This is a genomic window from Pseudomonas sp. C9D1, from assembly GCF_056491235.1.
Genome location: NZ_JBSZIE010000002.1, coordinates 1,603,956 through 1,627,629, shown reverse-complemented (window position 1 = coordinate 1,627,629; position 23,674 = coordinate 1,603,956). Strand labels below are relative to the sequence as shown.

The window sequence follows — 23,674 nt, the reverse complement described above, 5'->3', positions numbered from 1 at the left end:
ATGTCTGAAGCATCGAGCCTGATCGGGTGATTGGGATATATGCTGTCGCCGTTTTCGCCTGGAGTCCCTGATGAGCCCGAATCCGGTCCGCCTGCATACCTGGTTGCGCCTGCAGCGCGAAGGCGTGCCGTTGGCTGCTAGAGCCGATGCCTTGTGCCGTGCCTTGCGCGGCCGCCCCGAAGTGCAACAGGTCTATTACCTGAGCTGGCTGGAAAAGGTGGGTATCTACGGTCACGAAGGCAGTGGGCAGCACCTGCCTCCAGGCCTGGGCGATCCGATGCAGGCCAGTGACCAGCCGCTCTTCGACGCATTGGCCCAGGCCGGCAGGCTGAGCCTGGATGAGGTGCGCGGGCTCGACTGCTGGCTGTCCGGGCGCCTGCGCCGTTCAGCGATCAGCCATGGGCAGGTGTTCGACCTGGCCCTGCAGCCTGGCCAGCCCGGCCTGCTGCTGGTGGAGGCACGCGAAGGCGTCAGCCTGGATTGGCAGGGCTGGTTGCACGAGCTGCTCTCGACCCTGCTGGCGACCGCCAGCAACCTGCTGCGGGCTTCGCCGCTGCTGGGGCATGACCCGCAACCGAGTCTATTGCTGGCCTCCAATGGCGACCCGCTGGAGCTAAATGCGGCCTTGTTGGCGCTGCTGGCCGATCAGCCACCCGGTTCGGTCGTGCGCTTCCTGCCGGTCAACCATGTCTCGCTGGTGCGTGCTTGCCTCGAGCAATGCCGAGCCATCGAGGGTGTCGAGGCGCAGTTCGACGGCCGCATCCTGATCTGGACCTTCGTGCCGGACCCTCAGGAACAGCGCGTGCTGGCGCGCTGCCGCGAAGCCACGGAGCAGGTGCTGGCCGAGCGCGAGGCCGCCAGGGCAAGGCGCCTGTACCGCCTGATCACCGAGAACACCACCGACGTCATCTCCCGGCACACCCCGGATGGCCGATTCCTCGACGCCTCGCCGGCCTCCTGGGCATTGCTCGGCTACTGGCCGGAGGAACTCCGGGGCCAGTTCGCTCAAGGCCTGTTCCATGCCCATGATCTGGCCAGGTCGATCCAGCGCGCTCGCGATGCGCTGGAGACCGATGGCTACCACATGATGACCTACCGTATCCGCCACCGTGACGGCCGTTACCTGTGGTTTGAAACGGCCAGTCGGGCCATCCGCGAGACCTACACCGGAGCGGTCGTGGAGGTGGTCAGCGTCTCGCGCGACATCACCGCGCGGGTGCAGGCCGAGGAGAACAAGCGTCGCCTGGCCGAAGTGGTTGAAGCCAATACGGACCCGGTGCTGTTCATCAACGCGGACGATCGGGTCACCTACCTCAACCCGGCGGCGCGCCATACGCTGCAGTTGGATGAGCAGCAGCCGATGCCCTTGCTCAGCGAGCTGTTCGCCCCGGACGACCTCCTGCGCTTGCAGGCCGGGCGCGAGAAGGCCGAGCAGACCGGTGTCTGGAGTGCCGACTCCCGCCTGCAGCCGTCATCCGGTGGGGCGTCGGTGCCGGTGTCCCTTGTGCTGTTGGCCCATCGGGTGGCCGGCGGCGAGCGCTACTACTCGCTGGTGGCCCGGGACATGACCGAACGTGAGCTGCGCGAGGCGCAGCAGCGCCGTCATCAGGACGAACTGGCGCACACGGCGCGCCTGGTCACGCTGGGCGAACTGGCATCCGGCATCGCCCACGAGATCAATCAGCCACTGGCGGCGGTGGTCAACTACGCCAGCGCCAGCCAGCGCTACCTGCATGCTCTGGACAGCAATCCCCAGGCAGCCGACCGGGTGGCGCAGGGGCTGGAGCGCATCACCGAGCATGCCAATCACGCCTCCGAGGTCATCAAGCGCCTGCGTGGCTTCCTCCGCAAGGGGCAGCGGCGCATGCAGGCTCTGGACGTGGCCGAGGTGGCGCGCGAGGCCGTGCGCCTGTGCGCCTGGGAGGCCTCTGCCTGCCAGGTGGTGATCGAAGAGCAATTGCCGGACAATCTGCCGCCCGTCTACGCCGATCGAGTCCTGCTCGAACAGGTACTCCTGAATCTCCTGCGCAATGCCATCGATGCCAACCGGGATGCCCACCCGGGCCGTGCCTCTCGGATCGTGCTGCTGGCCGGCCAGGTAGGCGGCGGGGTGGAGGTCGGCGTTCGTGACCAGGGCCCCGGGCTCGGCGAAGACGAGCTGGAGCGGATCTTCACCCCGTTCTACACCAGCAAGCCGGATGGGCTCGGGCTGGGGCTGTCGATGAGTCGCAGCATCGTCGAAGGCTTTGGCGGAGCCCTGGTCGGCGAGCGCTTGGAGGGTGGCGGATTGCTGATGCGTTGCCGGCTACCCCAGCAGTGATAACAACAATGAGGAGCGATGTAATGACAACTGCCACCAAGCAGGTCGTGTATGTGGTGGACGATGATCAGGGGATGCTGGACTCGACCGTCTGGCTGCTGGAGTCGGTAGGCCTGCAGGCGCTGCCGTTCACCAGCGGCCGTGCGTTTCTCGAAGCCTGCGACGCCGGGCTCAATGCCTGTGTTTTGTTGGACGTGCGCATGCCCGGCATGGGGGGGTTGAACGTGCAGGAGGAAATGCGTGCCCGTGGCATCGAACTGCCCGTCATTTTCGTCAGCGGGCATGCCGATGTGCCCATCGTGGTCAGGGCGTTCAAGGCCGGCGCTCGCGACTTCATCGAAAAGCCCTACAACGAGCAACTGCTGCTCGACAGCGTGCAGCAGGCCTTGAGCAGCTCCGAACGCAAGCGCTCGCACGGCGATGGCCAGAGCGAGTTGCAGGAGCGCCTGGCCAGCCTGACGCCACGCGAACGCGATGTTTTCCTGCCGCTGGTCAGGGGCTACACCAACCGGGAGGTCGCCGAACAGCTGGATATCAGCATCAAGACGGTCGACCTCTATCGCGCCCGGGTGATGAAGCGCATGCAGGCTGAGCGCCTTGCTGATCTGGTTGGCATGGCCATCGTGGCCGACCTGGTCGACCCACTCTGCTTGAGGCCATCGTAAACGTGCGCTGCGGATGGCTAGTGGGTGGCTCGCACTCCGATGCGACCCCCTCCAGCCATGTGTGAAGGCTGTGCCTGCAGCGGTGCGGGGCATGCCTTCTGCGGTCGGCGAGCTTTCACCGGGCGGCGGCGCTATCCTGTCGCTCTTTCCGCTATCCGGCCCGTGCCATGTTGCTGATCTCCAACAGCGTCCACCTGCCCGACGATGAAATCGAGCTGACCGCCATCCGCGCCCAGGGCGCCGGTGGGCAGAACGTCAACAAGGTGTCCAGCGCCATGCACCTGCGCTTCGACATCAACGCCTCGTCGCTGCCGCCCTTCTACAAGGAGCGCCTGCTGGAACTGCGCGACAGCCGCATCACCAGCGAGGGCGTGATCGTGATCAAGGCCCAGCAGTACCGCACCCAGGAGCAGAACCGCGCCGATGCCCTGGAGCGCCTGGCCGAACTGATCCGCAGCGCCGGCAAGGTGGAGAAGAAGCGCCGCCCGACCCGGCCGACCCTTGGCTCGAAGACCCGCCGCCTGGACGGCAAGTCCAAGCGCGGGGCGATCAAGGCCGGGCGCGGCAAGGTGGATTACTAGCCCGCAGGACCCCCGGTTGGCGAAGCCGGGCGATTATCGGCGGGTTTCGCGCCTGGGCAGCACGCCTGGCGGGGCCCGCTGACGGATACTGGCGCCACTCCACCGCCATCGCCCCGAGGCCGCCGTTGCTCGACGTCATCACCATCACCGCCCCCGTGTTCCTGATCATCGGCCTGGGCTTCGCCGCCTCCCTGGGCGGGCTGGTCAGCCGCGAGCAGGTGCGCGGCATCGGCGCGTTCGTCCTCAACTTCGCGCTGCCGGCACTGGTGATCAAGGCGCTGGCCGAGCGCCCCATCGGCGAGGTGTTCAACCCCTGGTACCTGCTGGCCTACGGGCTGGGCTCGCTGGCCGTGTTCGGCCTCGGCCTGGCGTACTTCCGCCTGCTGCGCGGGCGTGGCCTGGCCGATGCCGCCATCGCCGGGCTGGGCATGTCGGCCTCCAACAGCGGCTTCGTCGGCTACCCGGTGGTGGTGATGGTGGCGGGGCCCACGGCGGTGCTCGGCCTGGCGTTGAACATGGTGGTGGAAAACCTGCTGATGATTCCCCTGGCGCTGGCCCTGGCCGAGTCGGCTCAGCAGCGTGGCGAGGGGTTCTGGCACACCCTGCGCGGGACCTTCGGGCGTCTGGCGCGCAACCCGCTGATCATCGCCATGCTGGTGGGCGTCGGCCTCTCGTTGCTGGGGCTGCGCCTCCCGGCCGTGCCCGCGCGGGTGGTGGAGATGCTGGCCTCGGCCTCGGCACCGGCCGCGCTCTTCGTCATCGGCGGCACCCTGCACGGCGTGCGCCTCGGCGGTCTGCTGCCGGACATGGCGGCCATCAGCCTGGGCAAGCTGGTCCTGCACCCGCTGGCGGTGGCGGGTCTGTTCTGGCTGCTGCCGCCGGTGGAGCCCGCGCTGATGGCGGCGGGCATTCTCTTCGCCTGTGCGCCGATGATGAGCATCTACCCGCTGGTGGGCATGCGCTTCGGCCTGGAGGCGCGCTGTGCGGCGACCCTGGTGATGGCCACCGTGCTGTCGTTCTTTGGCCTCAGCCTGGCCATCGCGCTGTTGCAGCGCTGAGCGACCGACGCCAGGCCGCTCCGCCGCCCCCGTCAGGGACGAGGGGCGGGGAGGGAAGGGGCTTTCAGCACACCCGGGCGATCGCCTGGGCCAGGTCGCCCAGGCGCGAGGCGTCCAGGCCGGCGACGTTGGCGCGGCCGCTGCTGACCATGTAGACGCTGGACTCGCTGCGCAGCCGGGCCACCTGATCGGCACTCAGGCCGGTGTAGGAGAACATGCCGCGTTGCAGGGCGATGTGGGCGAAGCGTTCGGCCAGGCCGTGGGGCGCGAGGGCTTCCACCAGGCCGGCGCGCAGTTCGGCGACGCGGCGGCGCATGGCCTCCAGTTCGTCCAGCCACACGGCCTTCAGCTCGGCGTCACCGAGGATGGTGGCGACCACCGCCGCGCCGTGGTCCGGCGGGGTGGACCAGAGGTTGCGGGCGATGAAGGCCAGCTGGCTGCGCACGTTGACCAGCGTGTCGGGCGTGGCGGCGCAGACGACCAGGGCGCCGGTGCGTTCGCAATACAGGCCGAAGTTCTTCGAGCAGGAGCTGGTGATCAGCACGTCCGGCAGCGACTCGGCGAACAGGCGTACGGCCCAGGCGTCCTGCTCCAGGCCGTCGCCGAAGCCCTGGTAGGCGAAGTCCAGCAGCGGCAGCAGGCGGCGCGCCTTGACGATCTCCAGCACCCGTTGCCAGTCGTGGCGGCCCAGGTCGAAGCCGGTGGGGTTGTGGCAGCAGGCGTGCAGCAGCACCACGTCGCCTTCGGGCACCTGTTCCAGGGCGGCGAGCATGGCTTCCAGGTCGAGGCGGTTGTCGGCGCCGACATAGGGGTAGTGGTGCACGGCCAGGCCGCTGGCGGCGAACAGGGTCTCGTGGATCGGCCAGGTCGGGTCGCTGACCCAGATGCTGCGGCCCGGCAGGCAGCGGGCGATGAACTCCGCTGCCAGGCGCAGGGCGCCAGTGCCGCCCGGGGTCTGGGTGACGCCGGCACGCTGGCCGGCCAGCAGCGGCGAGCCGGCGCCCAGCACCAGCTCGCCCAGCAGGCGGCCGAAGGCGGCATCACCGTGGCCGCCGATGTAGGTCTTGGTGCGCTGCACTTCAACCAGGCGTTGCTCGGCGAGCTTCACCGCGCGGGGGATGGGGGTCAGGCCCTGGCTGTCCTTGTAGACGCCCACGCCCAGGTCGATCTTGGCCGGGTTGGGGTCCTGGCGATGGGCTTCGATCAGGCCGAGGATGGGGTCGCCAGGCACGCGCCTGACCGGGGCGAAATGGCTCATTTGCGGCCCTCGGCGCCAGCGGCCACTCCGTCGGTGCGGGCGGCCATGATGAAGTCGTTGCGGTGCAGGCCCTTGGCCTCGTGGCTCCACCAGGTAACGGTGACCTTGCCCCACTCGGTGAGCAGGCCCGGGTGGTGGCCTTCTTCCTCGGCGATGGCGCCCACGGCGTTGGTGAAGGCCAGGGCGTAGCGGAAGTTCTTGAAGCGGTAGACCTTCTCCAGCTGCATGATTCCGTCGCGGACTTCGATGTTCCAGTCGGGGATCTGCTTGAGCAGTTCGGCCAGTTCGGCCTCGGGCACCTTGGGCGCGTCGGCGCGGCAGGCTTCGCAATGGGCTTGGGACAGTGCGGTCATGGGGTTCTCCAGATAGAGGGCAGGTCGGCTGGCGCGGCGGGTGGCGCCAACCGGCGAATAAGGGCTCAGGCCGCCTTGGGCTTGGGCGGGAACTTGGGCGCGTGCAGGCCGAGGGTCATGGCCTGGCGCACCAGCGCCATGATGTCCTCGTGGGCCAGCTCGAACAGGCGCTTGAGGTCCGGCAGCACGAAGTAGAGCGGCTGCAGGATATCGATGCGGTACGGCGTGCGCATGCACTCCAGCGGGTCGAAGGCCTGGTGTTCGGGCGCGTCGGAAAGACTGTAGACGGTCTCCTTCGGCGAGGAGAGGATGCCGCCGCCATAGATGCGCCGGCCCTGGGCGGTTTCCACCAGGCCGAATTCGATGGTCATCCAGTACAGGCGGGCGAGGTAGACGCGCTCTTCCTTGGTGGCCTTGAGGCCGAGCTTGCCGTAGGTGTGGGTGAACTCGGCGAACCAGGGGTTGGTCAGCAGCGGGCAGTGGCCGAAGATCTCGTGGAAGATGTCCGGCTCCTGCAGGTAGTCCAGTTCTTCAGGGGTGCGGATGAAGGTGGCCACCGGGAACTGCTGGCTGGCCAGCAGCTCGAAAAAGGTCTGGAAGGGGATCAGTGCCGGTACCCGGGCGACACGCCAGCCGGTGGCGGCCTGCAGCACCTGGTTGATCTCGCCCAGCTGGGGAATGCGGTCATGGGGGAGGGCGAGGCGTTCGATGCCGTCCAGGTACTCCTGGCAGGCGCGCCCTTCGATCACCTTCAACTGGCGGGTGATCAGGGTGTTCCATACCCGGTGCTCGCTGTCCGGGTAGTGGATAAAGTCGTTCTCATCCGGCTCGCGGGCCACGTATTGCGAGGTTTTCATTCGGCCTCCTGGGGCGGGGCTTTGTTGTTGTGTTAGGCCATGGATAACCCGGTTCATTGCGCTGTGCAGCCGGGCGGCAGGGAGTGGCAGGGGAGCAGTGGCGGTGTTTGCGTAAAGAAATGTTTACGATTTGGCGAGGGCTAGGCGGAGTCATCTTGCTGGTGGATGGATTCGTCACATATTCTTGACGGAAAAATCGGGCAGGATGCTGATTTTCAGCACCGAGCCCCAGACAAGAACCCGTTTCCGGGGTGCCGCATGCGTATCAAAGTCCATTGCCAGAATCGCGTAGGCATCCTGCGCGACATCCTCAACCTGCTCGTCGACTACGGCATCAACGTCAACCGCGGCGAAGTCGGCGGCGACCAGGGCAACGCCATCTACCTGCTCTGCCCGAACCTGATCAACCTGCAGCTGCAGTCCCTGCGGCCGAAGCTGGAGGACATCCCTGGCGTGTTCGGCGTCAAGCGCGTGGGCCTGATGCCCAGCGAACGCCGCCACCTGGAGCTGAACGCGCTGCTCGGCGCGCTGGAGTTCCCGGTGCTGTCCATCGACATGGGCGGCTCCATCGTCGCCGCCAACCGCGCCGCTGCGCAGTTGCTGGGCGTGCGCGTGGACGAGGTGCCGGGCATTCCGCTGTCGCGCTACACCGAGGATTTCGACCTGCCGGAGCTGGTGCGGGCCAACAAGGCGCGCATCAACGGCCTGCGGGTGAAGGTGCGGGGCGATGTGTTCCTCGCCGATATCGCGCCGCTGCAATCCGAACACGACGAGAGCGAGGCCCTGGCCGGTGCGGTGCTCACCCTGCACCGCGCCGACCGCGTGGGCGAGCGTATCTACCATGTGCGCAAGCAGGAGCTGCGCGGCTTCGACAGCATCTTCCAGAGTTCGCGGGTGATGGCCGCCGTGGTGCGCGAGGCGCGGCGCATGGCGCCCCTGGACGCCCCGCTGCTGATCGAGGGCGAGACCGGTACCGGCAAGGAGCTGTTGGCCCGCGCCTGCCACCTGGCCAGCCCGCGCGGGCAGTCGCCCTTCATGGCGCTGAACTGTGCCGGCCTGCCGGAATCCATGGCCGAGACCGAGCTGTTCGGCTACGGCCCGGGGGCCTTCGAAGGTGCGCGACCGGAAGGCAAGCTGGGGCTGCTGGAGCTGACCGCTGGCGGCACGCTGTTCCTCGACGGCGTGGGCGAGATGAGCCCGCGCCTGCAGGCCAAGCTGCTGCGCTTCCTCCAGGACGGCTGCTTCCGTCGGGTGGGCAGCGACGAGGAGGTGTACCTGGACGTGCGGGTGATCTGCGCCACCCAGGTGGACCTGTCCGAGCTCTGTGCGCGGGGTGAATTCCGCCAGGACCTGTACCACCGCCTCAATGTGCTGTCGCTGCACATCCCGCCGCTGCGCGAATGCCTGGACGGGTTGCCGCCGCTGGTGGAGCACTTCCTCGACTCGGCCAGCCGGCAGATTGGCTGCGCCTTGCCGCGGCTGGCACCCCAGGCCCTGGAGCGCCTCGGCCACTACCACTGGCCGGGCAACGTGCGGCAACTGGAGAACGTGCTGTTCCAGGCGGTTTCCCTGTGCGAGGGCGGTACGGTCAAGCCCGAGCACATCCGCCTGCCGCACTACGGCGCGCCGCAGCCCCTGGGGGATTTCTCCCTCGACGGCGGGCTGGACGCCATTCTCGGGCGCTTCGAGAAGGCGGTGCTGGAATGCCTGTTCGCCGACCACCCCAGCAGCCGCCAACTGGGCAAGCGCCTGGGGGTGTCCCACACCACCATTGCCAATAAGTTGCGCCAGCATGGCCTGGGTCGCGAGGAGATTTAGGAAAAACCAACGGCGTTGCCTCGCCTAGGTTCTTAAAGGAGCTGTTAGACCTTGGTGCAATGGCTGGCACGGAGGCGGGAGCGTAAAAAGGGCGCTGTCTGAATCTTGCGTGATGCGGACACAAGCGTTTCTACATTCCTCTCCCGGAATGATTGATAGGGCGACCCTGGGGTCGCCCATTTTTTTGCCTGCGATCTGCCCTTCCGCAGAGGGCGGGTCACGCCAGTTTCAGCAGGCCCATCCCCAGCACCAGCATGACCAGGCCGAGCCAGCCCTTCCACGCCAGGCGCTGGCCGAACAGTGCCCAGCCCATGGCGACCGTGGCGAGGATGCCGAAGCCGCCCCAGATGGCATACGCCAGTGACAGCTCGATGCCGCGCACCGCCTGGGCCAGTGCGGTGAAGGCCGCCAGGATGCAGAGGATGGAGATGGCGCCGAGCACGCGGCGACGGAAGCCGTCGGAGTACTTGAGCAGGACGTTGGCCAGCACTTCCAGGGCGATGGCCAGGCCCAGCCAGGCGAAGTGGATCCAGGTCACGCCGTTCATGCCGCCGCCTCCTGGCCACGGGCCACGGGCTCGGCGCGGGTGCCGAACTTGATCAGCAGGATGCCGACGATCATCACGGCCAGGCCCAGCGCCTTGGCCAGGCCGAGGCTCTCGCCCAGCCAGGCGACGCTGACGGCGGTGATCAGGACGATGCCGATGCCTTCCCACAGTGCATAGGCGACGCCAACCGGGACGCGCTTCACCGCCAGGGCGAGGAAGAAGTAGGACAGGCCGATGAGTGCGTACATCAGCAGGTAGCCGAGCAGGGGCGCCTGTTCGGTGGCGAATTTCATCGAGGTGGTGCCGACGACTTCGAAGAAGATCGCCGTGAGCAGGTAAATCCAGGATCGCATGGTGCCCTCCCATGGGCGTGCAAAAGCGCCGTCATTCGTTGGACGGGCGCGGGGAATCTCGGTGGATGGCCAGCGCGGGAAGATCCCGGTGTGGCCTTCGATGGAAGAGGGGAGGGCTAGAGGTCGCCGGTCCAGTGGCCTTCACGGGACACCAGACGGGAAAAGTGCAGGGAGTAGGGTTTTGTGTTCGACATAATGAACGGAAAATTACCATTTGGAATCGAATGAAGGCAATCGATAGGATTTAGCTAAATATTTCCGCCTGAATTTGCCGGATGTGGCGCTTTTGTCGATTTTTCTGCTGGATGGGTGTTCGTTTTAATGCGCATGCGTCAGCCATTTCTCACTGCGGGGAACGTTCGTAGCGCTGTTGGCCGATTCGGCCTGCTGGGGGGGAGCGTTGTGCGGCTGGGCGCGCGATGTATGCCCGCCCGGGCGGGCCTTGCTACCAGGGCTTTGCGGCGGCCTTAGACCATAGTCCGTATGCGGTAAGACCATGGTCGAATGGCCCTACAGGGAGGCGGGGGATACAAAAGGCGGCATACAAAAACAACTGCCCGTCGAGGTATGAACATGAGTGCTGCTTCACTGTATCCGGTGCGTCCCGAGGTGGCTGAAAAGTCGCTGACCAACGAGGCGACCTACAAGGCCATGTACCAGCAGTCGGTGATCAACCCCGACGGCTTCTGGCGCGAGCAGGCTCAGCGCATCGACTGGATCAAGCCGTTCACCAAGGTCAAGCAGACCTCCTTCGACGACCACCACGTCGACATCAAGTGGTTCGCCGACGGCACCCTCAACCTGTCCGCCAACTGCCTGGACCGTCACCTCGCCGAGCGCGGCGACCAGCTGGCGATCATCTGGGAAGGCGACGACCCGTCCGAGCACCGCAACATCACCTACCGCGAACTGCACGAAGAAGTGTGCAAGTTCGCCAACGCCCTGCGCGGCCAGGATGTGCACCGTGGCGACGTGGTCACCCTCTACATGCCGATGATCCCCGAGGCAGTGGTGGCCATGCTCGCCTGTACCCGTATCGGCGCGATCCACTCCGTGGTCTTCGGTGGCTTCTCTCCTGAAGCCCTGGCCGGTCGCATCATCGACTGCAAGTCCAAGGTGGTGATCACCGCCGACGAAGGCCTGCGCGGCGGCAAGAAGACAGCGCTGAAAGCCAATGTCGACGACGCCCTGACCAACCCCGAGACCAGCAGCGTGCAGAAGCTGATCGTGGTCAAGCGCACCGGTTCGGACATCAAGTGGAACCCTCACCGCGACGTCTGGTACGAGGACTTGATGAAGGTCGCCTCCAGCCAGTGCCTGCCGAAGGAAATGGGCGCCGAGGACCCGCTGTTCATCCTCTACACCTCCGGCTCCACCGGTAAGCCCAAGGGCGTGCTGCACACCACCGGCGGCTACCTGGTCTACGCCTCGCTGACCCATGAGCGCGTGTTCGACTACCGTCCGGGCGAAGTCTTCTGGTGCACCGCCGACATCGGCTGGGTCACCGGCCACACCTACCTGGTCTATGGGCCGCTTTCCAACGGCGCCACGACCCTGATGTTCGAAGGCGTGCCGAACTATCCGGATGTTTCCCGCGTCGCCAAGATCATCGACAAGCACAAGGTCAACATCCTCTACACCGCCCCCACCGCCATCCGCGCGATGATGGCCGAGGGCAAGGCCGCCGTGGCCGGTGCCGATGGCTCCAGCCTGCGCCTGCTGGGTTCGGTGGGCGAGCCGATCAACCCGGAAGCCTGGCACTGGTACTACGAGAACGTCGGCCAGTCCCGCTGCCCGATCGTCGACACCTGGTGGCAGACCGAGACCGGCGCCTGCCTGATGACCCCGCTGCCGGGTGCCCACGCCCTCAAGCCGGGCTCCGCCGCGCGCCCCTTCTTTGGTGTGCAGCCGGCCCTGGTGGACAACCTGGGCAACCTGATCGAGGGCGCCGCCGAAGGCAACCTGGTGATCATCGACTCCTGGCCGGGCCAGGCCCGTACCCTGTACGGCGACCACGACCGTTTCGTCGACACCTACTTCAAGACTTTCAAGGGCATGTACTTCACCGGTGACGGCGCCCGTCGCGACGAAGACGGCTACTACTGGATCACCGGCCGCGTCGACGACGTGCTCAACGTCTCCGGCCACCGCATGGGCACCGCCGAGATCGAGAGCGCCATGGTCGCCCACCCGAAAGTCGCCGAGGCCGCCGTGGTCGGCGTCCCCCACGACATCAAGGGGCAGGGCATCTACGTCTACGTCACCCTCAACGCCGGGGTGGAGTCCTCCGAGGCATTGCGCCAGGAACTCAAGCAGTGGGTGCGCCGCGAGATCGGCCCCATCGCCACGCCGGACGTCATCCAGTGGGCACCGGGCTTGCCCAAGACCCGCTCGGGCAAGATCATGCGCCGCATCCTGCGCAAGATCGCCGTGGCCGAGTACGACACCCTCGGCGATATCTCCACGCTGGCCGATCCCGGCGTGGTGCAGCACCTCATCGATACCCACCGCACCATGCAGGCCGCCTGACCCGGCGTCTGCGCGCAACACCCACGCCCCGCCCCGGCCACAAGCCGCGGCGGGGCGTTTTCGTTTGAACTTTGGAAACCACGTCCTTAGGGCGTGGTCATCGGTTCTTCCTGTGACGATTTGAATGGAGAGCCCTGCAGGATGAACGCGTGTCGTTGGGTGTGCCGTGCGCACCTCCGCGCGGTGCTTCCGGCGAGTCCGAGGTGCGCGCAGCACACCCTACGTCCGAAGTGAGCGGCGGCTGCATGTTCCGAGGTCTGATTGCCCCCTTCTAGGGGACCAAAAGCAAAGCCACGTTCTAAGAACGTGGATTTTTACTTGCGGGGGGCTTGGTCACTGGGTCGTGTCGGCGACGACGCCAAGCGACTGATTTATATCGGCGAAAGAAGTTTGTGCGGCCAAGTGCCGGACTGCCCGGTCAGGGTAACGCTGGCGCTGTTACGCGTTGCGCCGAAACGGGGCGACAGGGAACACCCTGCCTCGAATGAGGGCGGGAAAGTCCGCTCGGGAAAAATCGCTCCAAGGCTGCAAGCCTTGTGGATAAAGGGGGATCTATTTATTGGCGCGGTAATTGCTGTTTCATTCGGTTTAACGTCTTTCTGGCTCTTGCATATCGGCAGGAGACTGTCAACCCGCCCGCCCTGGCCGTCCTGGCCTTTTGTAATTTGTTGTCGCATTGAAGAAATATCGACTTTAGGGCTGTCGCTAGAATGCCGCTCACCCGGCCACGGCCATTTTCCCTGAGATCGATCAAGGTAAACCCGGCGCCTCTTTCTACAATTCATCGAAGGCCTGGGCACTTTCTCACTCTGCCAGCAGAAGCCATACCCATTCGTAGGAGTCAAAAGATGAAGAAGATCGCACTTCTCGGCGCCATGGCGCTTTCCCTGTTGTCGCCGCTGGCTGCTGTGGCCGATGAAGCCAAACCCCTGCGCATCGGTATCGAAGCGGCCTACCCGCCCTTCGCCTACAAGACTCCGGACGGCAAGATCACCGGCTTCGACTACGACATCGGCAACGCCCTGTGCGCCGAGATGAAGGTCGAGTGCAAATGGATCGAGCAGGAATTCGACGGTCTGATCCCGGCCCTCAAGGTGCGCAAGTTCGACGCCATCCTGTCCTCGATGACCATCACCGACGAGCGCAAGAAGTCCGTGGACTTCACCGGCAAGTACTACCAGACCCCGATCAAGCTGGCGATGAAGGCCGGCACCGTGATCAACGACCCGCTGGTGGACCTGAAGGGCAAGAAGGTTGGCGTGCAGCGCGCCAGCACCTACGACCGTTTCGCCACCGAGGTCTATGCCCCGGCCGGCATCGAAGTGGTGCGCTACAGCTCGCAGAACGAAGTCTTCCTCGACATGACCTCCGGCCGCCTCGACGCGACCCTGGCCGATGCCGTGAACATCGACGACGGTTTCCTCAAGACCGAAGCCGGCAAGGGCTTCGCCCTGGTAGGCCCGGACTACACCGATCCGAAGTACTTCGGTGAGGGCGCCGGTATCGCTGTGCGCAAGGGCGACAAAGCCCTGGCCGACAAGATCACTGCCGCCATCGCCGCCATCCGCGCCAACGGCAAGTACAAGGAAGTGCAGGACAAGTACTTCCAGTTCGACGTTTACGGCAACTGATAGAACGCTGAAGACCGGCGCCTCGCCCAGGTTTCAGTGACATATCGAAAAGGCTGCCTTTCCCCGGAAGTGGCACAACCAGGATGTTGAGGTCGCCAGCAGGCGACCACAGCGGCGCGACACCAGGCTCCACGGTTCGCGGCTAACCTGCAGGTTGTGCCACTTTTTCGTTGCAGCGGTGCTGTCCGGTTCCAGCCGGGGCGCTGCATGAGGACCTGAACATGCTCAACGGCTACGGCTCGACCATTCTCGATGGTGCCTGGCTCACCCTTCTGCTGGCCCTGTCGTCCATGTCGATGGCCATCGTCCTGGGCCTGGTCGGCGCGGCATTCCGCCTGTCGCCGGTGCGCTGGCTGGCGCTGCTGGGCGAGACCTATGCCACGGTGATCCGCGGTATTCCCGACCTGGTGCTGATCCTGCTGATCTTCTACGGCGGCCAGCAGGTGGTGAACATGGTCGCGCCCCTGGTCGGCTATGAGGATTACATCGATCTCGATCCGTTCTGGTCCGGGGTCTTCACCCTCGGCTTCATCTTCGGTGCCTACCTGTCCGAGACCTTCCGCGGCGCCTTCATGGCGATCCCGAAAGGGCAGGGCGAGGCCGGCTTCGCCTACGGCATGAGCGGCCGCCAGGTGTTCTTCCGCGTGCTGGTGCCGCAGATGATCCGCCTGGCCATTCCCGGCTTCACCAACAACTGGCTGGTGCTGACCAAGGCCACCGCGCTGGTTTCGGTGGTCGGCCTGCAAGACATGATGTTCAAGGCCAAGAGCGCTGCGGACGCGACCCGCGAGCCCTTCACCTTCTACCTGGCCGTGGCTGCGCTCTACCTGGTGCTGACCAGCGTTTCCCTGCTGGCCCTGCGCTTCCTGGAAAAACGCTATTCCGCCGGCATCAAAGCCGCCGAGCTGTGATCAAGAGGGCGCACGCGTGATCTTCGACTACAACGTCATTCTGGAAAACCTGCCGCTCTACTTCGGTGGCGTGCTGGTTACCCTCAAGCTCCTGGCGATCTCCCTCGCCCTGGGCCTGCTGGCGGCCGTGCCGCTGGCGCTGATGCGGGTCTCCAAGCAGCCGGCGGTGAACTTCCCGGCCTGGCTCTACACCTATGTCATCCGCGGCACCCCGATGCTGGTGCAGCTGTTCCTCATCTACTACGGCCTGGCCCAGTTCGCCTGGGTGCGCGAGAGCGTGCTCTGGCCCTACCTGTCCAATGCCACCTTCTGTGCCTGCCTGGCGTTCGCCGTGAACACCAGCGCCTACACCGCCGAGATCCTCGCGGGCAGCATCAAGGCCACGCCCCATGGCGAGATCGAGGCCGCCAAGGCCATCGGCATGTCGCGGGCCAAGCTGTACCGCCGCATCCTGCTGCCTTCGGCGCTGCGCCGCGCGCTGCCGCAGTACAGCAACGAGGTGATCATGATGCTGCACACCACCAGCCTCGCCTCCATCGTCACCCTGATCGACATCACCGGCGCCGCGCGCACCGTGAACTCGCAGTACTACCTGCCGTTCGAGGCCTTCATCACCGCCGGCCTGTTCTACCTGTGCCTGACCTTCATCCTGGTGCGCCTGTTCAAGCTGGCCGAGCGCCGCTGGCTGGCCTACATGGCCCCGCGCAAGGCCTGACCCCATGCAGCGCATCGACCACCTGTTGCCCTGGGGCGCCCCCGGTACCCGCCGCGAGCTGACGGTTTTCCGTTTCGGCAGCGGCGCGCGCAAGGCCTATATCCAGGCCTCGCTGCATGCCGATGAGTTGCCGGGCATGCGGGTGGCGGTGGCGCTGAAGAAGCGCCTCGCCGAGCTGGAAGCCGAAGGGCGCCTGGCCGGCGTGGTCGAACTGGTGCCGGTGGCCAACCCCATCGGCCTGGGGCAGGTGCTCCAGGCCAGCCACCAGGGCCGTTTCGAGTTCGCCAGCGGCAAGAACTTCAACCGTGATTTCGCCGACCTCGCCGAGCTGGTGGCGCCCGCCCTCGATGGGCGCCTGGGCAGCGACGTGGCGGCCAACGTGCAATTGATCCGCAGCGCCATGCACCAGGCCCTCGATGGCCTGGCGCCGGCCGCCTCCGAGCTCCAGGGCCTGCAGCGCCTGCTGCTGCGCCACGCCTGCGACGCCGACCTGGTGCTCGACCTGCATTGCGACTTCGATGCGGTGGTGCACCTCTACATGATTCCCCAGCAGGCGGACGCCTTCGGCCCGCTGGGCGCGCGCCTGGGGGCCGGCGCCATGCTGGTGGCCGAGGATTCCGGCGCCAGCTCGTTCGACGAGGCCTGCTCCATGGCCTGGCTGCGCCTGCAGCGGCGTTTCCCTGATTGCGCCATCCCGCTGGCCTGTGTGGCGGCGACGGTGGAGCTGGGCGGCATGGCCGACACCGAGCGCGAGCGCGCCGAGGCCAGCTGCGAAGCCATCCTCGCCTTCCTCGCCGGGCAGGGGCTGATCAGTGGCGAGTGGCCGCCGGCACCGGCGCCCAGCTGCGAGGTGACGCCCTTCGAGGGCGCCGAATATGCCTATGCCCCCCATGCCGGGGTGGTGAGTTTCCTGCAGCCGGTGGGGGCGACGGTCGAGGCGGGTGATCCGCTGTTCGAAGTCATCGACCCCCTGGATGACCGCCACAGCGTGGTGCGTGCCTCCACCGGTGGTGTGCTGTATGTGCGCGAACGCCTGCGTTTTGCGCAGCCCGGACTGTGGCTGGCCAAGGTGGCCGGCCATGTACCCATTCGTCAGGGACGCTTGTTGAGCGACTGATCCATTCGCATCGAGACCGAGACCATGTACAAACTGGAAGTCCAAGACCTGCACAAGCGTTACGGCAGCCATGAAGTCCTCAAGGGCGTATCCCTGGCGGCCAAGGCGGGTGACGTGATCAGCATCATCGGCTCGAGCGGCTCGGGCAAGAGCACCTTCCTGCGCTGCATCAACATGCTCGAGCAGCCCCATGGCGGCAAGATCCTGCTCAACGGCGAAGAGCTGAAGCTGGTGGCCAACCGCGACGGCGGCCTCAAGGCGGCCGAGCCCAAGCAGCTGCAGCGCATGCGCTCGCGCCTGGCGATGGTGTTCCAGCACTTCAACCTGTGGTCGCACATGAGCGCCCTGGAGAACGTCATCGAAGCGCCCGTGCACGTGCTCGGCGTACCGAAGAAGGAAGCCATCGAGAAGGCCGAGCATTACCTGGCCAAGGTGGGCGTGGCGCACCGCAAGGACGCCTACCCGGCGCACATGTCCGGCGGCGAGCAGCAGCGCGTGGCCATCGCCCGTGCCCTGGCCGTGGAGCCCGAGGTGATGCTGTTCGACGAACCCACCTCCGCCCTCGACCCCGAGCTGGTGGGCGAGGTGCTCAAGGTGATGAAGGACCTGGCCACCGAAGGCCGCACCATGGTGGTGGTGACCCACGAGATGGGCTTCGCCCGCGAGGTTTCCAACCAGTTGATCTTCCTGCACAAGGGCGTGGTCGAAGAGACCGGCTGCCCACGCGAAGTGCTGGCCAATCCGCAATCCGAGCGCCTCAAGCAGTTCCTCTCGGGGAGCCTGAAGTAATTAATGCCAACTGCGGCTAAGCTGCCTGCCATGACTGCCCATCGAATCGGTTTTCTCCTCTGGCCCGGCACCAAGGCCATGACCCTGGCGCTGGCCGAGGAAGCACTTCGCGTCGCTCAACGCCTGCACTCCGACGTGGTTTACGAGCTGCACTTCCTTCAGGCCGAAACACCTGCCGAGGGCGCCTGGCGCCTGCCCGGCGAAGCCTGGACCGGCAAGCTCGAAGGCCTTACGCGGCTGTTCCTGCTGGCCGACGAGCCGCCGGGGCCGATGTCGGCTGCGCTGTCGGCGGCGATCAAGCAGCTGGTGCGTTCCGGCTGTGTGATCGGCGGCCTGTCTGCGGGTGTCTATCCGCTGGCCCAGCTCGGCCTGCTCGACGGTTACCGCGCTGCGGTGCACTGGCGCTGGCAGGACGATTTCACCGAGCGCTTCCCCAAGGTCATCGCCACCAGCCACCTGTTCGACTGGGACCGTGATCGCCTCAGTGCCTGTGGCGGCCTCTCGGTTCTCGACCTGCTGCTGGCGGTGCTGGCCCGTGACCACGGTGCCGAGCTGGCGGGCGCGGTGTCCGAGGAGCTGGTGGTGGAGCGCATCCGCGAAGGCGGCGAGCGTCAGCGCATTCCGCTGCAGAACCGCCTCGGCTCCAGCCACCCGAAGCTCACCCAGGCGGTGCTGCTGATGGAGGCCAACATCGAGGAGCCGCTGACCACCGACGAGATCGCCCAGCACGTGTGCGTGTCGCGTCGTCAGCTGGAGCGCATCTTCAAGCAGTACCTCAACCGGGTGCCCAGCCAGTACTACCTGGAGCTGCGCCTGAACAAGGCCCGGCAGATGCTGATGCAGACCAGCAAGTCGATCATCCAGATCGGCCTGTCCTGCGGCTTCTCCTCCGGCCCGCACTTCTCCAGCGCCTACCGCAATTTCTTCGGCGTCACCCCCCGCGAAGACCGCAACCAGCGCCGCAGCAGCGGCCCCTTCGACAACCAGCCGGCCCTCGCCGAGCGCGGTTGATCGCCCGCACCGGGTGGGCGTCGTGCCTGCCCGGTGTCTGGCCTGTCCCTTTCCTTCACTTGAACCTGAGAAAATACGTCCTCAGGGCGTGGTCATGAGTCATCAGCGCTGCCTGTGAAGGTTTGAATTGAGCGCTCAGCAGGATGAACGCGTGCCGTAGGGTGTGCTGTGCGCACCGCCGCACGGTGTTTCCGGCAGGCTCCCCTGGTGCGCGTGGCACGCCCGTCCATGCACCGCCCGCTGGGCCGCGCTGCGCTTGGCGCCAACCTACGGGAACCGTTTCCTGCTGGCCGCGTCCAGGCAGCGTTCCAGCGTGGCGACCGCACGCGTGAGCTCTTCCGGGGTGTAGGCGGCGAAGCCCATGAGGAAGCCCGGCTGCGCCGGGCGCTCGACATACAGCCCGCTCAGCCCCAGCAGCTCGATGCCCGTGTTGCGCGCGGCGGTGACGGCGGTGGCTTCGGGCAGGTCCCCGGTGAGCAGGCAGGGCATCTGTAATCCTCCGGCCGGAACATGGGGTTCGATCAGCGTGCCCAGTCTCTTTTCCAGCAGCTCCGCGAGGAGGGCCAGGCGCTCGGCATAGAGGGTGCGCATGCTGCGGACGTAGGCGCCGAAGTGCCCGCCGCTGATGAAGCGCGCCAGGGTCAGCTGGGAGATGGACGCGGTGTGGCCGTCCAGCAGGGTGCGGGCGACGGTCATGGGCTCCACCAGCGCCGGCGGCAGCACCAGGTAGCCGATGCGCAATCCCGGAAACAGCGATTTGGTGAAGGTGCCTATATAGAGTGTCCGCTCGTGCGCATCCAGGCCCTGGACGCAGGCGGTCGGCCGGCCGGCGTAGTGGAATTCGCTGTCGTAGTCGTCCTCGATGATCCAGGCCTGTTCCCGCTTGGCCCATTCGATCAGGGCCAGGCGCCGCTCCAGGGAAAGCGTCGCGCCCGTCGGGAACTGGTGTGACGGCGTCAGGTACACCGCCTTGGCGGGATGGGGGTGAGCCAGGAGTCGGTCCACCTGCAGGCCCTCTGCGTCGACGGGGATGGCCTGGCAGGCGAGCCCTGCGGCTTCGAAGGCCTTGCGGGCACCGTAGTAGGCCGGGTCTTCGATGAATATCCGCTCGCCCGCGTCCAGCAACACGGTGGCGCACAGCCCGAGCGCCTGCTGGGAACTGGTGAGCACCAGCACCTGGTCTGCCGTGGTGCGGGCGCCACGTTCCAGGTTGACGTAGTCGGCGATGGCGCGACGCAGCGGCTCCAGGCCCTGGGGGTCGCCATGCAGCAAGGCTTTCGAACCGAACTCCTTCAGCGCCTGGCGTTGCAGACGCTCCCAGGTTTGCAACGGAAAGGTGCGCGTCTCGGGCACGCCATGAGCGAAGGGGCGGGGTGCGAGGTGCTCGCGCACGCCGCCCTGGCGCAGCATGGCCTGGCCGCGCCTGCTCAGCCCGGGCCCTTCCTCCGTTGTCTTGCGTGTGCGCCGCGCGGCGGGCCTGCCGGGCAACAACCGGGTGGCTTCGGCCACGAAGCTGCCGCTGCCGACCCGGCGTTCGATGAAGCCTTCGGCATGCAGTTGGCCGTAGGCGGACTCGATGGTGTCCCGGGAGACTCCGAGGGAGCTGGCCAGCAGGCGCGAAGCGGGCAGTGGCGTGCCCGTCGCCAGGGCGCCATCCAGTATCAGCTGGCGGAGGGCACGCTGGATCCGTGCGTGCAGCGGCAATGGCAGGAGTTCCGGATGAACCAGCCGGGCCTTGACCGATTCCAGCAGGGAGTTCTTGAACAATTGGTCTGCTCTTGATGCATATATTGGTGGGGAAAATCAGGCCAATAGGGCGCTATAAAACGGCCACGGTCAAGCCTGGTGGAGCTGGCGCAGGAGCGCGGGCCCGCGCTTGATCGGCAGTTCCGGGAGGGAGGGCCCCCCGGATGGAAAACAGGAGTATTTCCATGACAGCAGTGCAGCAACTCATCTCGGTTCGCCCGGTGAAGCCGGAAGATTTCGACAAATGGGCCGAGTACTGGGGCAAGTACCAAGAGTTCTATGGCGTGGACCTGAGCCCGGAGGTCACCCGGATGACCTGGGCGCGGTTCTTCGATGAGCACGAGCCCGTCCAGGCCGCCGTCGCCACGGATGGCGAGCACATCTTCGGCTTCGTCAACTTCGTCTTCCATCGCTCGACCTGGGCCGTGAACGACTTCTGCTACCTGGAGGACCTCTACGTCTCCCCCAGCGTGCGTGGCCAGAAGATCGGCAAGAGGCTGATCGAATACGTGCAGGAGCAGGCCCGGGAAAGGCAGTGCGACCGGCTGTACTGGCATACCCAGGAGAGCAACCACACCGCCCAGCGGCTGTATGACTGGATCGCCGAGCGGCCGGGGGTGATCGAGTACCGGATGCCGCTTTAGCGGGTGGATGGTGCCTTTCGCGGAGTTCGCTCGGGCTCCGCTCCACGGGCCTGCGAGAGCGGCCCTTGCAAGGACGCCGGAACCGCCCGGTTCCGGCAGTCGCCGATCGCCATTCGCGTCGTCATCGAAGCCTCGCCGGTCATCCGCTGACCGATGCGCTGCGCCCCGTGCGTCCCGTGGCGATCCGCGTTTAAACTGCGCCTTCCCGAAGCTTTCTGTCGCATTTACGAAAGCCTCGGTTTTTCGCGGGTTGGCGCTGTAAGAAGTTGTCGCTTGGCGGCAATGCCAACCCCTAATCTGTCCCTACAATCCTTTCATCACTAGCCGTTCATGGCAGGAGAAACTGATGTCCGTTGAGCATGCGCAGGTCGAGCGCGCCGATTTCGATCAGGTGATGGTTCCCAACTACGCCCCCGCCGCTTTCATTCCGGTACGCGGTGAGGGTTCGCGAGTCTGGGACCAGAGTGGCCGCGAACTGATCGATTTCGCCGGCGGTATCGCCGTGAACTCCCTCGGCCATGCTCACCCGGCGCTGGTCAAGGCACTGACCGACCAGGCCAACAAGATCTGGCACGTGTCCAACGTCTTCACCAACGAGCCGGCCCTGCGCCTGGCCAAGAAGCTGGTGGCCGCCACCTTCGCCGAGCGCGTGTTCCTCGCCAACTCCGGCGCCGAGGCCAACGAGGCCGCCTTCAAGCTGGCCCGTCGCTACGCCCATGACGTCTATGGCCCGCAGAAGCACGAGATCATCTCGGCCACCAACAGCTTCCACGGCCGCACCCTGTTCACCGTGACCGTCGGTGGCCAGCCCAAGTATTCCGACGGCTTCGGCCCCAAGGTCGAGGGCATCACCCATGTGCCCTTCAATGACCTGGAAGCGCTGAAGGCCGCCATCTCCGACAAGACCTGCGCCGTGGTGCTCGAGCCCGTGCAGGGCGAGGGCGGTGTACTGCCGGCCACCCAGGCCTACCTGGAAGGCGCGCGCAAGCTGTGCGACGAGCACAACGCGCTGCTGGTGTTCGACGAAGTGCAGAGCGGCATGGGCCGCAGCGGCAAGCTGTTCGCCTACCAGAACTACGGCGTGACCCCGGACATCCTCTCCAGCGCCAAGAGCCTGGGCGGCGGTTTCCCCATCGGCGCCATGCTGACCACCACCGAGATCGCCAAGCACCTGGTGGTGGGCACCCACGGCACCACCTATGGCGGCAACCCGCTGGCCAGCGCCGTGGCCGAAGCGGTACTGGACGTGATCAACACCCCGGAAGTGCTGAGCGGCATCAACGCCAAGCACGACCGCTTCAAGACCCGCCTCGAGGCGATCGGCAAGAAGTACGGCATCTTCACCGAAGTACGCGGCCTCGGCCTGCTGCTGGGCGCGGCCCTGTCCGATGCCTGGAAGGGCAAGGCCAAGGACGTGCTCAACGCCGCCGAGAAGGAAGCCGTGATTGTGCTGCAGGCTGGCCCGGATGTGGTGCGCTTCGCGCCCAGCCTGGTGATCCCGGATGCCGACATCGACGAGGGCCTGGACCGCTTCGAGCGCGCCGTGGCCAAGCTGACCCAGGCCTGAGGCCCGGGTGATACGCGGCACAGGGCTGTGCCGCGGTTCCGATTCCAGGGATGAACGTTTTCATGCGTGATCGGCGGCCTTTTGGCCGCCGTTTTCTCCGGCCGACCTCGCATGGGTTGCCCGGAGCCTTTATTGAAGGAGTGACACCATGCTGGTGATGCGCCCCGCGCAAATGGCCGACCTTGCCGATGTTCAGCGCCTGGCTGCGGACAGCCCCGTTGGTGTCACTTCGCTGCCGGACGACGCCGAGCGCCTTGGCGAGAAGATCGCCGCCTCGGAAGCTTCGTTCGCGGCGGAAGTCAGCTTCAACGGTGAGGAAAGCTATTTCTTCGTCCTGGAAGACACCGCGACCGGCCGCCTGGTCGGCTGCTCGGCCATCGTCGCCTCGGCCGGCTTCTCCGAACCCTTCTACAGCTTCCGCAACGAGACCTTCGTGCACGCCTCGCGCGAGCTGAAGATCCACAACAAGATCCACGTCCTCTCGCTGTGCCACGACCTCACCGGCAACAGCCTGCTGACCAGCTTCTACGTGCAGCGCGAGCTGGTGGGCACCTCCAGCGCCGAGCTCAACTCCCGGGCGCGCCTGATGTTCATGGCCAGCCACCCGGAGCGCTTCGCCGATGCGGTGGTGGTGGAGATCGTCGGCTACAGCGACGACGAGGGCGAGTCGCCGTTCTGGAACGCCGTGGGGCGCAACTTCTTCGACCTGAACTACATCGAGGCCGAGCGCCTTTCGGGCCTGAAGAGCCGCACCTTCCTCGCCGAGCTGATGCCCAACTACCCCATCTACGTGCCGCTGCTGCCGGACGAGGCCCAGGAATCCATGGGCCAGGTGCACCCGCGCGCGCAGATCACCTTCGACATCCTGATGCGTGAAGGCTTCGAGACCGACAACTACATCGACATCTTCGATGGCGGCCCGACCCTGCACGCCCGCACCTCCGGCATCCGTTCCATCGCCCAGAGCCGCGTCGTGCCCGTGCGCATCGGCGAGCAGCAGAAGGGTGGCCGCCAGTACCTGGTGAGCAACGGCCTGCTGCAGGACTTCCGCGCCGTGGTGGCGGACCTCGACTGGGTGCCCGGCAAGCCGGTGGAACTCAGCCTGGAGATCGCCGAAGCCCTCGGCGTGGGTGAAGGCGCCAGCGTGCGCCTGGTAGCGATTTAAACCGAAACGCCAAGCGGCGGCCGTTGCCGCCGGCTTGCA

The 23,674-nt window shown here is 66.1% G+C and carries 21 protein-coding genes; 15 read left to right on the top strand and 6 right to left on the bottom strand.

The genetic code is table 11. From position 1 onward, the window contains the following. Positions 1-70 precede the first annotated feature (70 nt). The 4 genes from ACXI0U_RS15655 to ACXI0U_RS15640 all read left to right on the top strand — a co-directional run bounded on the left by ACXI0U_RS15655 (position 71) and on the right by ACXI0U_RS15640 (position 4,624). The gene (locus ACXI0U_RS15655) at positions 71-2,320 is read left to right on the top strand and encodes a PAS domain-containing sensor histidine kinase (protein ID WP_479550532.1); all 2,250 of its coding nucleotides are present in this window, start codon (positions 71-73) and stop codon (positions 2,318-2,320) included. 23 nt (positions 2,321-2,343) lie between these two features. Then, positions 2,344-2,985, top strand: coding sequence for a response regulator transcription factor (locus ACXI0U_RS15650; protein ID WP_021218450.1), 642 nt, complete (start codon positions 2,344-2,346; stop codon positions 2,983-2,985). 167 nt (positions 2,986-3,152) lie between these two features. Then, positions 3,153-3,566 (top strand): alternative ribosome rescue aminoacyl-tRNA hydrolase ArfB, encoded by a 414-nt coding sequence (gene arfB / locus ACXI0U_RS15645; protein WP_021218451.1) that lies wholly within the window; start codon positions 3,153-3,155, stop codon positions 3,564-3,566. 125 nt (positions 3,567-3,691) lie between these two features. Continuing rightward, positions 3,692-4,624 carry an AEC family transporter gene (locus ACXI0U_RS15640; protein WP_374981758.1) on the top strand — a complete coding sequence of 311 codons (933 nt, stop codon included), beginning with the start codon at positions 3,692-3,694 and terminating at the stop codon, positions 4,622-4,624. Positions 4,625-4,688: 64 nt separating this feature from the next. On the opposite strand, the gene ACXI0U_RS15635 is transcribed toward ACXI0U_RS15640, so the two are convergent. The 3 genes from ACXI0U_RS15635 to phhA all read right to left on the bottom strand — a co-directional run bounded on the left by ACXI0U_RS15635 (position 4,689) and on the right by phhA (position 7,092). Beyond that, positions 4,689-5,882: an amino acid aminotransferase gene (locus ACXI0U_RS15635; RefSeq protein WP_479550531.1), complete on the bottom strand. Its 1,194-nt coding sequence runs from the start codon at positions 5,880-5,882 to the stop codon at positions 4,689-4,691. After that, positions 5,879-6,235, bottom strand: a complete 357-nt coding sequence (locus ACXI0U_RS15630; protein ID WP_271658571.1) for a 4a-hydroxytetrahydrobiopterin dehydratase — start codon at positions 6,233-6,235, stop codon at positions 5,879-5,881. Before ACXI0U_RS15630 ends, ACXI0U_RS15635 begins: the two co-directional genes overlap by 4 nt. Before the next feature lie 65 nt (positions 6,236-6,300). Continuing rightward, a complete protein-coding gene (gene phhA / locus ACXI0U_RS15625; protein WP_021218455.1) occupies positions 6,301-7,092 on the bottom strand; it encodes a phenylalanine 4-monooxygenase in 792 nt (263 codons plus the stop codon). 258 nt (positions 7,093-7,350) lie between these two features. Here phhA and ACXI0U_RS15620 point away from each other — a divergent pair, with 258 nt between their 5' ends. Continuing rightward, complete coding sequence (locus tag ACXI0U_RS15620) at positions 7,351-8,910, top strand: sigma-54-dependent transcriptional regulator (RefSeq protein WP_479550530.1); 1,560 nt, start codon at positions 7,351-7,353, stop codon at positions 8,908-8,910. Positions 8,911-9,127: 217 nt separating this feature from the next. On the opposite strand, the gene mdtI is transcribed toward ACXI0U_RS15620, so the two are convergent. Together mdtI and ACXI0U_RS15610 are read right to left on the bottom strand one after the other, a co-directional pair. Further along, complete coding sequence (gene mdtI, locus ACXI0U_RS15615) at positions 9,128-9,457, bottom strand: multidrug/spermidine efflux SMR transporter subunit MdtI (protein WP_021218457.1); 330 nt, start codon at positions 9,455-9,457, stop codon at positions 9,128-9,130. Beyond that, positions 9,454-9,810 carry an SMR family transporter gene (locus ACXI0U_RS15610; protein WP_479550529.1) on the bottom strand — a complete coding sequence of 119 codons (357 nt, stop codon included), beginning with the start codon at positions 9,808-9,810 and terminating at the stop codon, positions 9,454-9,456. Before ACXI0U_RS15610 ends, mdtI begins: the two co-directional genes overlap by 4 nt. 573 nt (positions 9,811-10,383) lie before the next feature. On the opposite strand from ACXI0U_RS15610, the gene acs reads away from it, so the two are divergent. The 7 genes from acs to argR all read left to right on the top strand — a co-directional run bounded on the left by acs (position 10,384) and on the right by argR (position 18,513). Next, positions 10,384-12,339 (top strand): acetate--CoA ligase, encoded by a 1,956-nt coding sequence (gene acs, locus ACXI0U_RS15605; RefSeq protein WP_431482430.1) that lies wholly within the window; start codon positions 10,384-10,386, stop codon positions 12,337-12,339. Between the two features lie 848 nt (positions 12,340-13,187). Next, positions 13,188-13,970: an ABC transporter substrate-binding protein gene (locus ACXI0U_RS15600; RefSeq protein WP_021218460.1), complete on the top strand. Its 783-nt coding sequence runs from the start codon at positions 13,188-13,190 to the stop codon at positions 13,968-13,970. 221 nt (positions 13,971-14,191) lie between these two features. Continuing rightward, positions 14,192-14,881 carry an ABC transporter permease gene (locus tag ACXI0U_RS15595; RefSeq protein ID WP_021218461.1) on the top strand — a complete coding sequence of 230 codons (690 nt, stop codon included), beginning with the start codon at positions 14,192-14,194 and terminating at the stop codon, positions 14,879-14,881. 16 nt (positions 14,882-14,897) lie between these two features. Further along, on the top strand, positions 14,898-15,596 hold the full coding sequence (locus ACXI0U_RS15590) for an ABC transporter permease (RefSeq protein ID WP_021218462.1): 699 nt from the start codon (positions 14,898-14,900) through the stop codon (positions 15,594-15,596). Positions 15,597-15,600: 4 nt separating this feature from the next. Beyond that, positions 15,601-16,713 (top strand): succinylglutamate desuccinylase/aspartoacylase family protein, encoded by a 1,113-nt coding sequence (locus tag ACXI0U_RS15585; protein ID WP_431482429.1) that lies wholly within the window; start codon positions 15,601-15,603, stop codon positions 16,711-16,713. A 24-nt stretch (positions 16,714-16,737) separates the two neighbouring features. Next, positions 16,738-17,502 carry an ABC transporter ATP-binding protein gene (locus ACXI0U_RS15580; RefSeq protein WP_021218464.1) on the top strand — a complete coding sequence of 255 codons (765 nt, stop codon included), beginning with the start codon at positions 16,738-16,740 and terminating at the stop codon, positions 17,500-17,502. A gap of 30 nt (positions 17,503-17,532) precedes the next feature. Further along, the gene (gene argR, locus ACXI0U_RS15575) at positions 17,533-18,513 is read left to right on the top strand and encodes a transcriptional regulator ArgR (protein WP_431482428.1); all 981 of its coding nucleotides are present in this window, start codon (positions 17,533-17,535) and stop codon (positions 18,511-18,513) included. A 267-nt stretch (positions 18,514-18,780) separates the two neighbouring features. Here the strand turns inward: argR and pdxR are convergent, their stop codons facing one another. Further along, positions 18,781-20,280: a MocR-like pyridoxine biosynthesis transcription factor PdxR gene (pdxR, locus tag ACXI0U_RS15570; RefSeq protein WP_431482427.1), complete on the bottom strand. Its 1,500-nt coding sequence runs from the start codon at positions 20,278-20,280 to the stop codon at positions 18,781-18,783. Between the two features lie 164 nt (positions 20,281-20,444). On the opposite strand from pdxR, the gene ACXI0U_RS15565 reads away from it, so the two are divergent. The 3 genes from ACXI0U_RS15565 to aruF all read left to right on the top strand — a co-directional run bounded on the left by ACXI0U_RS15565 (position 20,445) and on the right by aruF (position 23,635). After that, entirely contained in the window at positions 20,445-20,903 is a 459-nt protein-coding gene (locus ACXI0U_RS15565) for a GNAT family N-acetyltransferase (RefSeq protein WP_431482426.1), read from the top strand. A gap of 346 nt (positions 20,904-21,249) precedes the next feature. After that, the gene (locus tag ACXI0U_RS15560; RefSeq protein WP_479550528.1) at positions 21,250-22,470 is read left to right on the top strand and encodes an aspartate aminotransferase family protein; all 1,221 of its coding nucleotides are present in this window, start codon (positions 21,250-21,252) and stop codon (positions 22,468-22,470) included. 148 nt (positions 22,471-22,618) lie between these two features. Next, positions 22,619-23,635 (top strand): arginine/ornithine succinyltransferase subunit alpha, encoded by a 1,017-nt coding sequence (gene aruF / locus ACXI0U_RS15555; protein WP_431482425.1) that lies wholly within the window; start codon positions 22,619-22,621, stop codon positions 23,633-23,635. Positions 23,636-23,674 lie beyond the last annotated feature (39 nt).

What these genes read in the sequence shown, in the direction of transcription:
- argR (WP_431482428.1), top strand. Translation starts at nt 17,533, where the DNA reads ATGACTGCCCATCGAATCGGTTTTCTCCTCTGGCCCGGCACCAAGGCC.
- ACXI0U_RS15560 (WP_479550528.1), top strand. Translation starts at nt 21,250, where the DNA reads ATGTCCGTTGAGCATGCGCAGGTCGAGCGCGCCGATTTCGATCAGGTG.
- ACXI0U_RS15655 (WP_479550532.1), top strand. Translation starts at nt 71, where the DNA reads ATGAGCCCGAATCCGGTCCGCCTGCATACCTGGTTGCGCCTGCAGCGC.
- acs (WP_431482430.1), top strand. Translation starts at nt 10,384, where the DNA reads ATGAGTGCTGCTTCACTGTATCCGGTGCGTCCCGAGGTGGCTGAAAAG.
- ACXI0U_RS15600 (WP_021218460.1), top strand. Translation starts at nt 13,188, where the DNA reads ATGAAGAAGATCGCACTTCTCGGCGCCATGGCGCTTTCCCTGTTGTCG.
- ACXI0U_RS15585 (WP_431482429.1), top strand. Translation starts at nt 15,601, where the DNA reads ATGCAGCGCATCGACCACCTGTTGCCCTGGGGCGCCCCCGGTACCCGC.
- ACXI0U_RS15630 (WP_271658571.1), bottom strand. Translation starts at nt 6,235, where the DNA reads ATGACCGCACTGTCCCAAGCCCATTGCGAAGCCTGCCGCGCCGACGCG.
- ACXI0U_RS15610 (WP_479550529.1), bottom strand. Translation starts at nt 9,810, where the DNA reads ATGCGATCCTGGATTTACCTGCTCACGGCGATCTTCTTCGAAGTCGTC.
- ACXI0U_RS15565 (WP_431482426.1), top strand. Translation starts at nt 20,445, where the DNA reads ATGACAGCAGTGCAGCAACTCATCTCGGTTCGCCCGGTGAAGCCGGAA.
- phhA (WP_021218455.1), bottom strand. Translation starts at nt 7,092, where the DNA reads ATGAAAACCTCGCAATACGTGGCCCGCGAGCCGGATGAGAACGACTTT.
- ACXI0U_RS15635 (WP_479550531.1), bottom strand. Translation starts at nt 5,882, where the DNA reads ATGAGCCATTTCGCCCCGGTCAGGCGCGTGCCTGGCGACCCCATCCTC.
- aruF (WP_431482425.1), top strand. Translation starts at nt 22,619, where the DNA reads ATGCTGGTGATGCGCCCCGCGCAAATGGCCGACCTTGCCGATGTTCAG.
- ACXI0U_RS15595 (WP_021218461.1), top strand. Translation starts at nt 14,192, where the DNA reads ATGCTCAACGGCTACGGCTCGACCATTCTCGATGGTGCCTGGCTCACC.
- ACXI0U_RS15620 (WP_479550530.1), top strand. Translation starts at nt 7,351, where the DNA reads ATGCGTATCAAAGTCCATTGCCAGAATCGCGTAGGCATCCTGCGCGAC.
- arfB (WP_021218451.1), top strand. Translation starts at nt 3,153, where the DNA reads ATGTTGCTGATCTCCAACAGCGTCCACCTGCCCGACGATGAAATCGAG.
- ACXI0U_RS15650 (WP_021218450.1), top strand. Translation starts at nt 2,344, where the DNA reads ATGACAACTGCCACCAAGCAGGTCGTGTATGTGGTGGACGATGATCAG.
- mdtI (WP_021218457.1), bottom strand. Translation starts at nt 9,457, where the DNA reads ATGAACGGCGTGACCTGGATCCACTTCGCCTGGCTGGGCCTGGCCATC.
- ACXI0U_RS15580 (WP_021218464.1), top strand. Translation starts at nt 16,738, where the DNA reads ATGTACAAACTGGAAGTCCAAGACCTGCACAAGCGTTACGGCAGCCAT.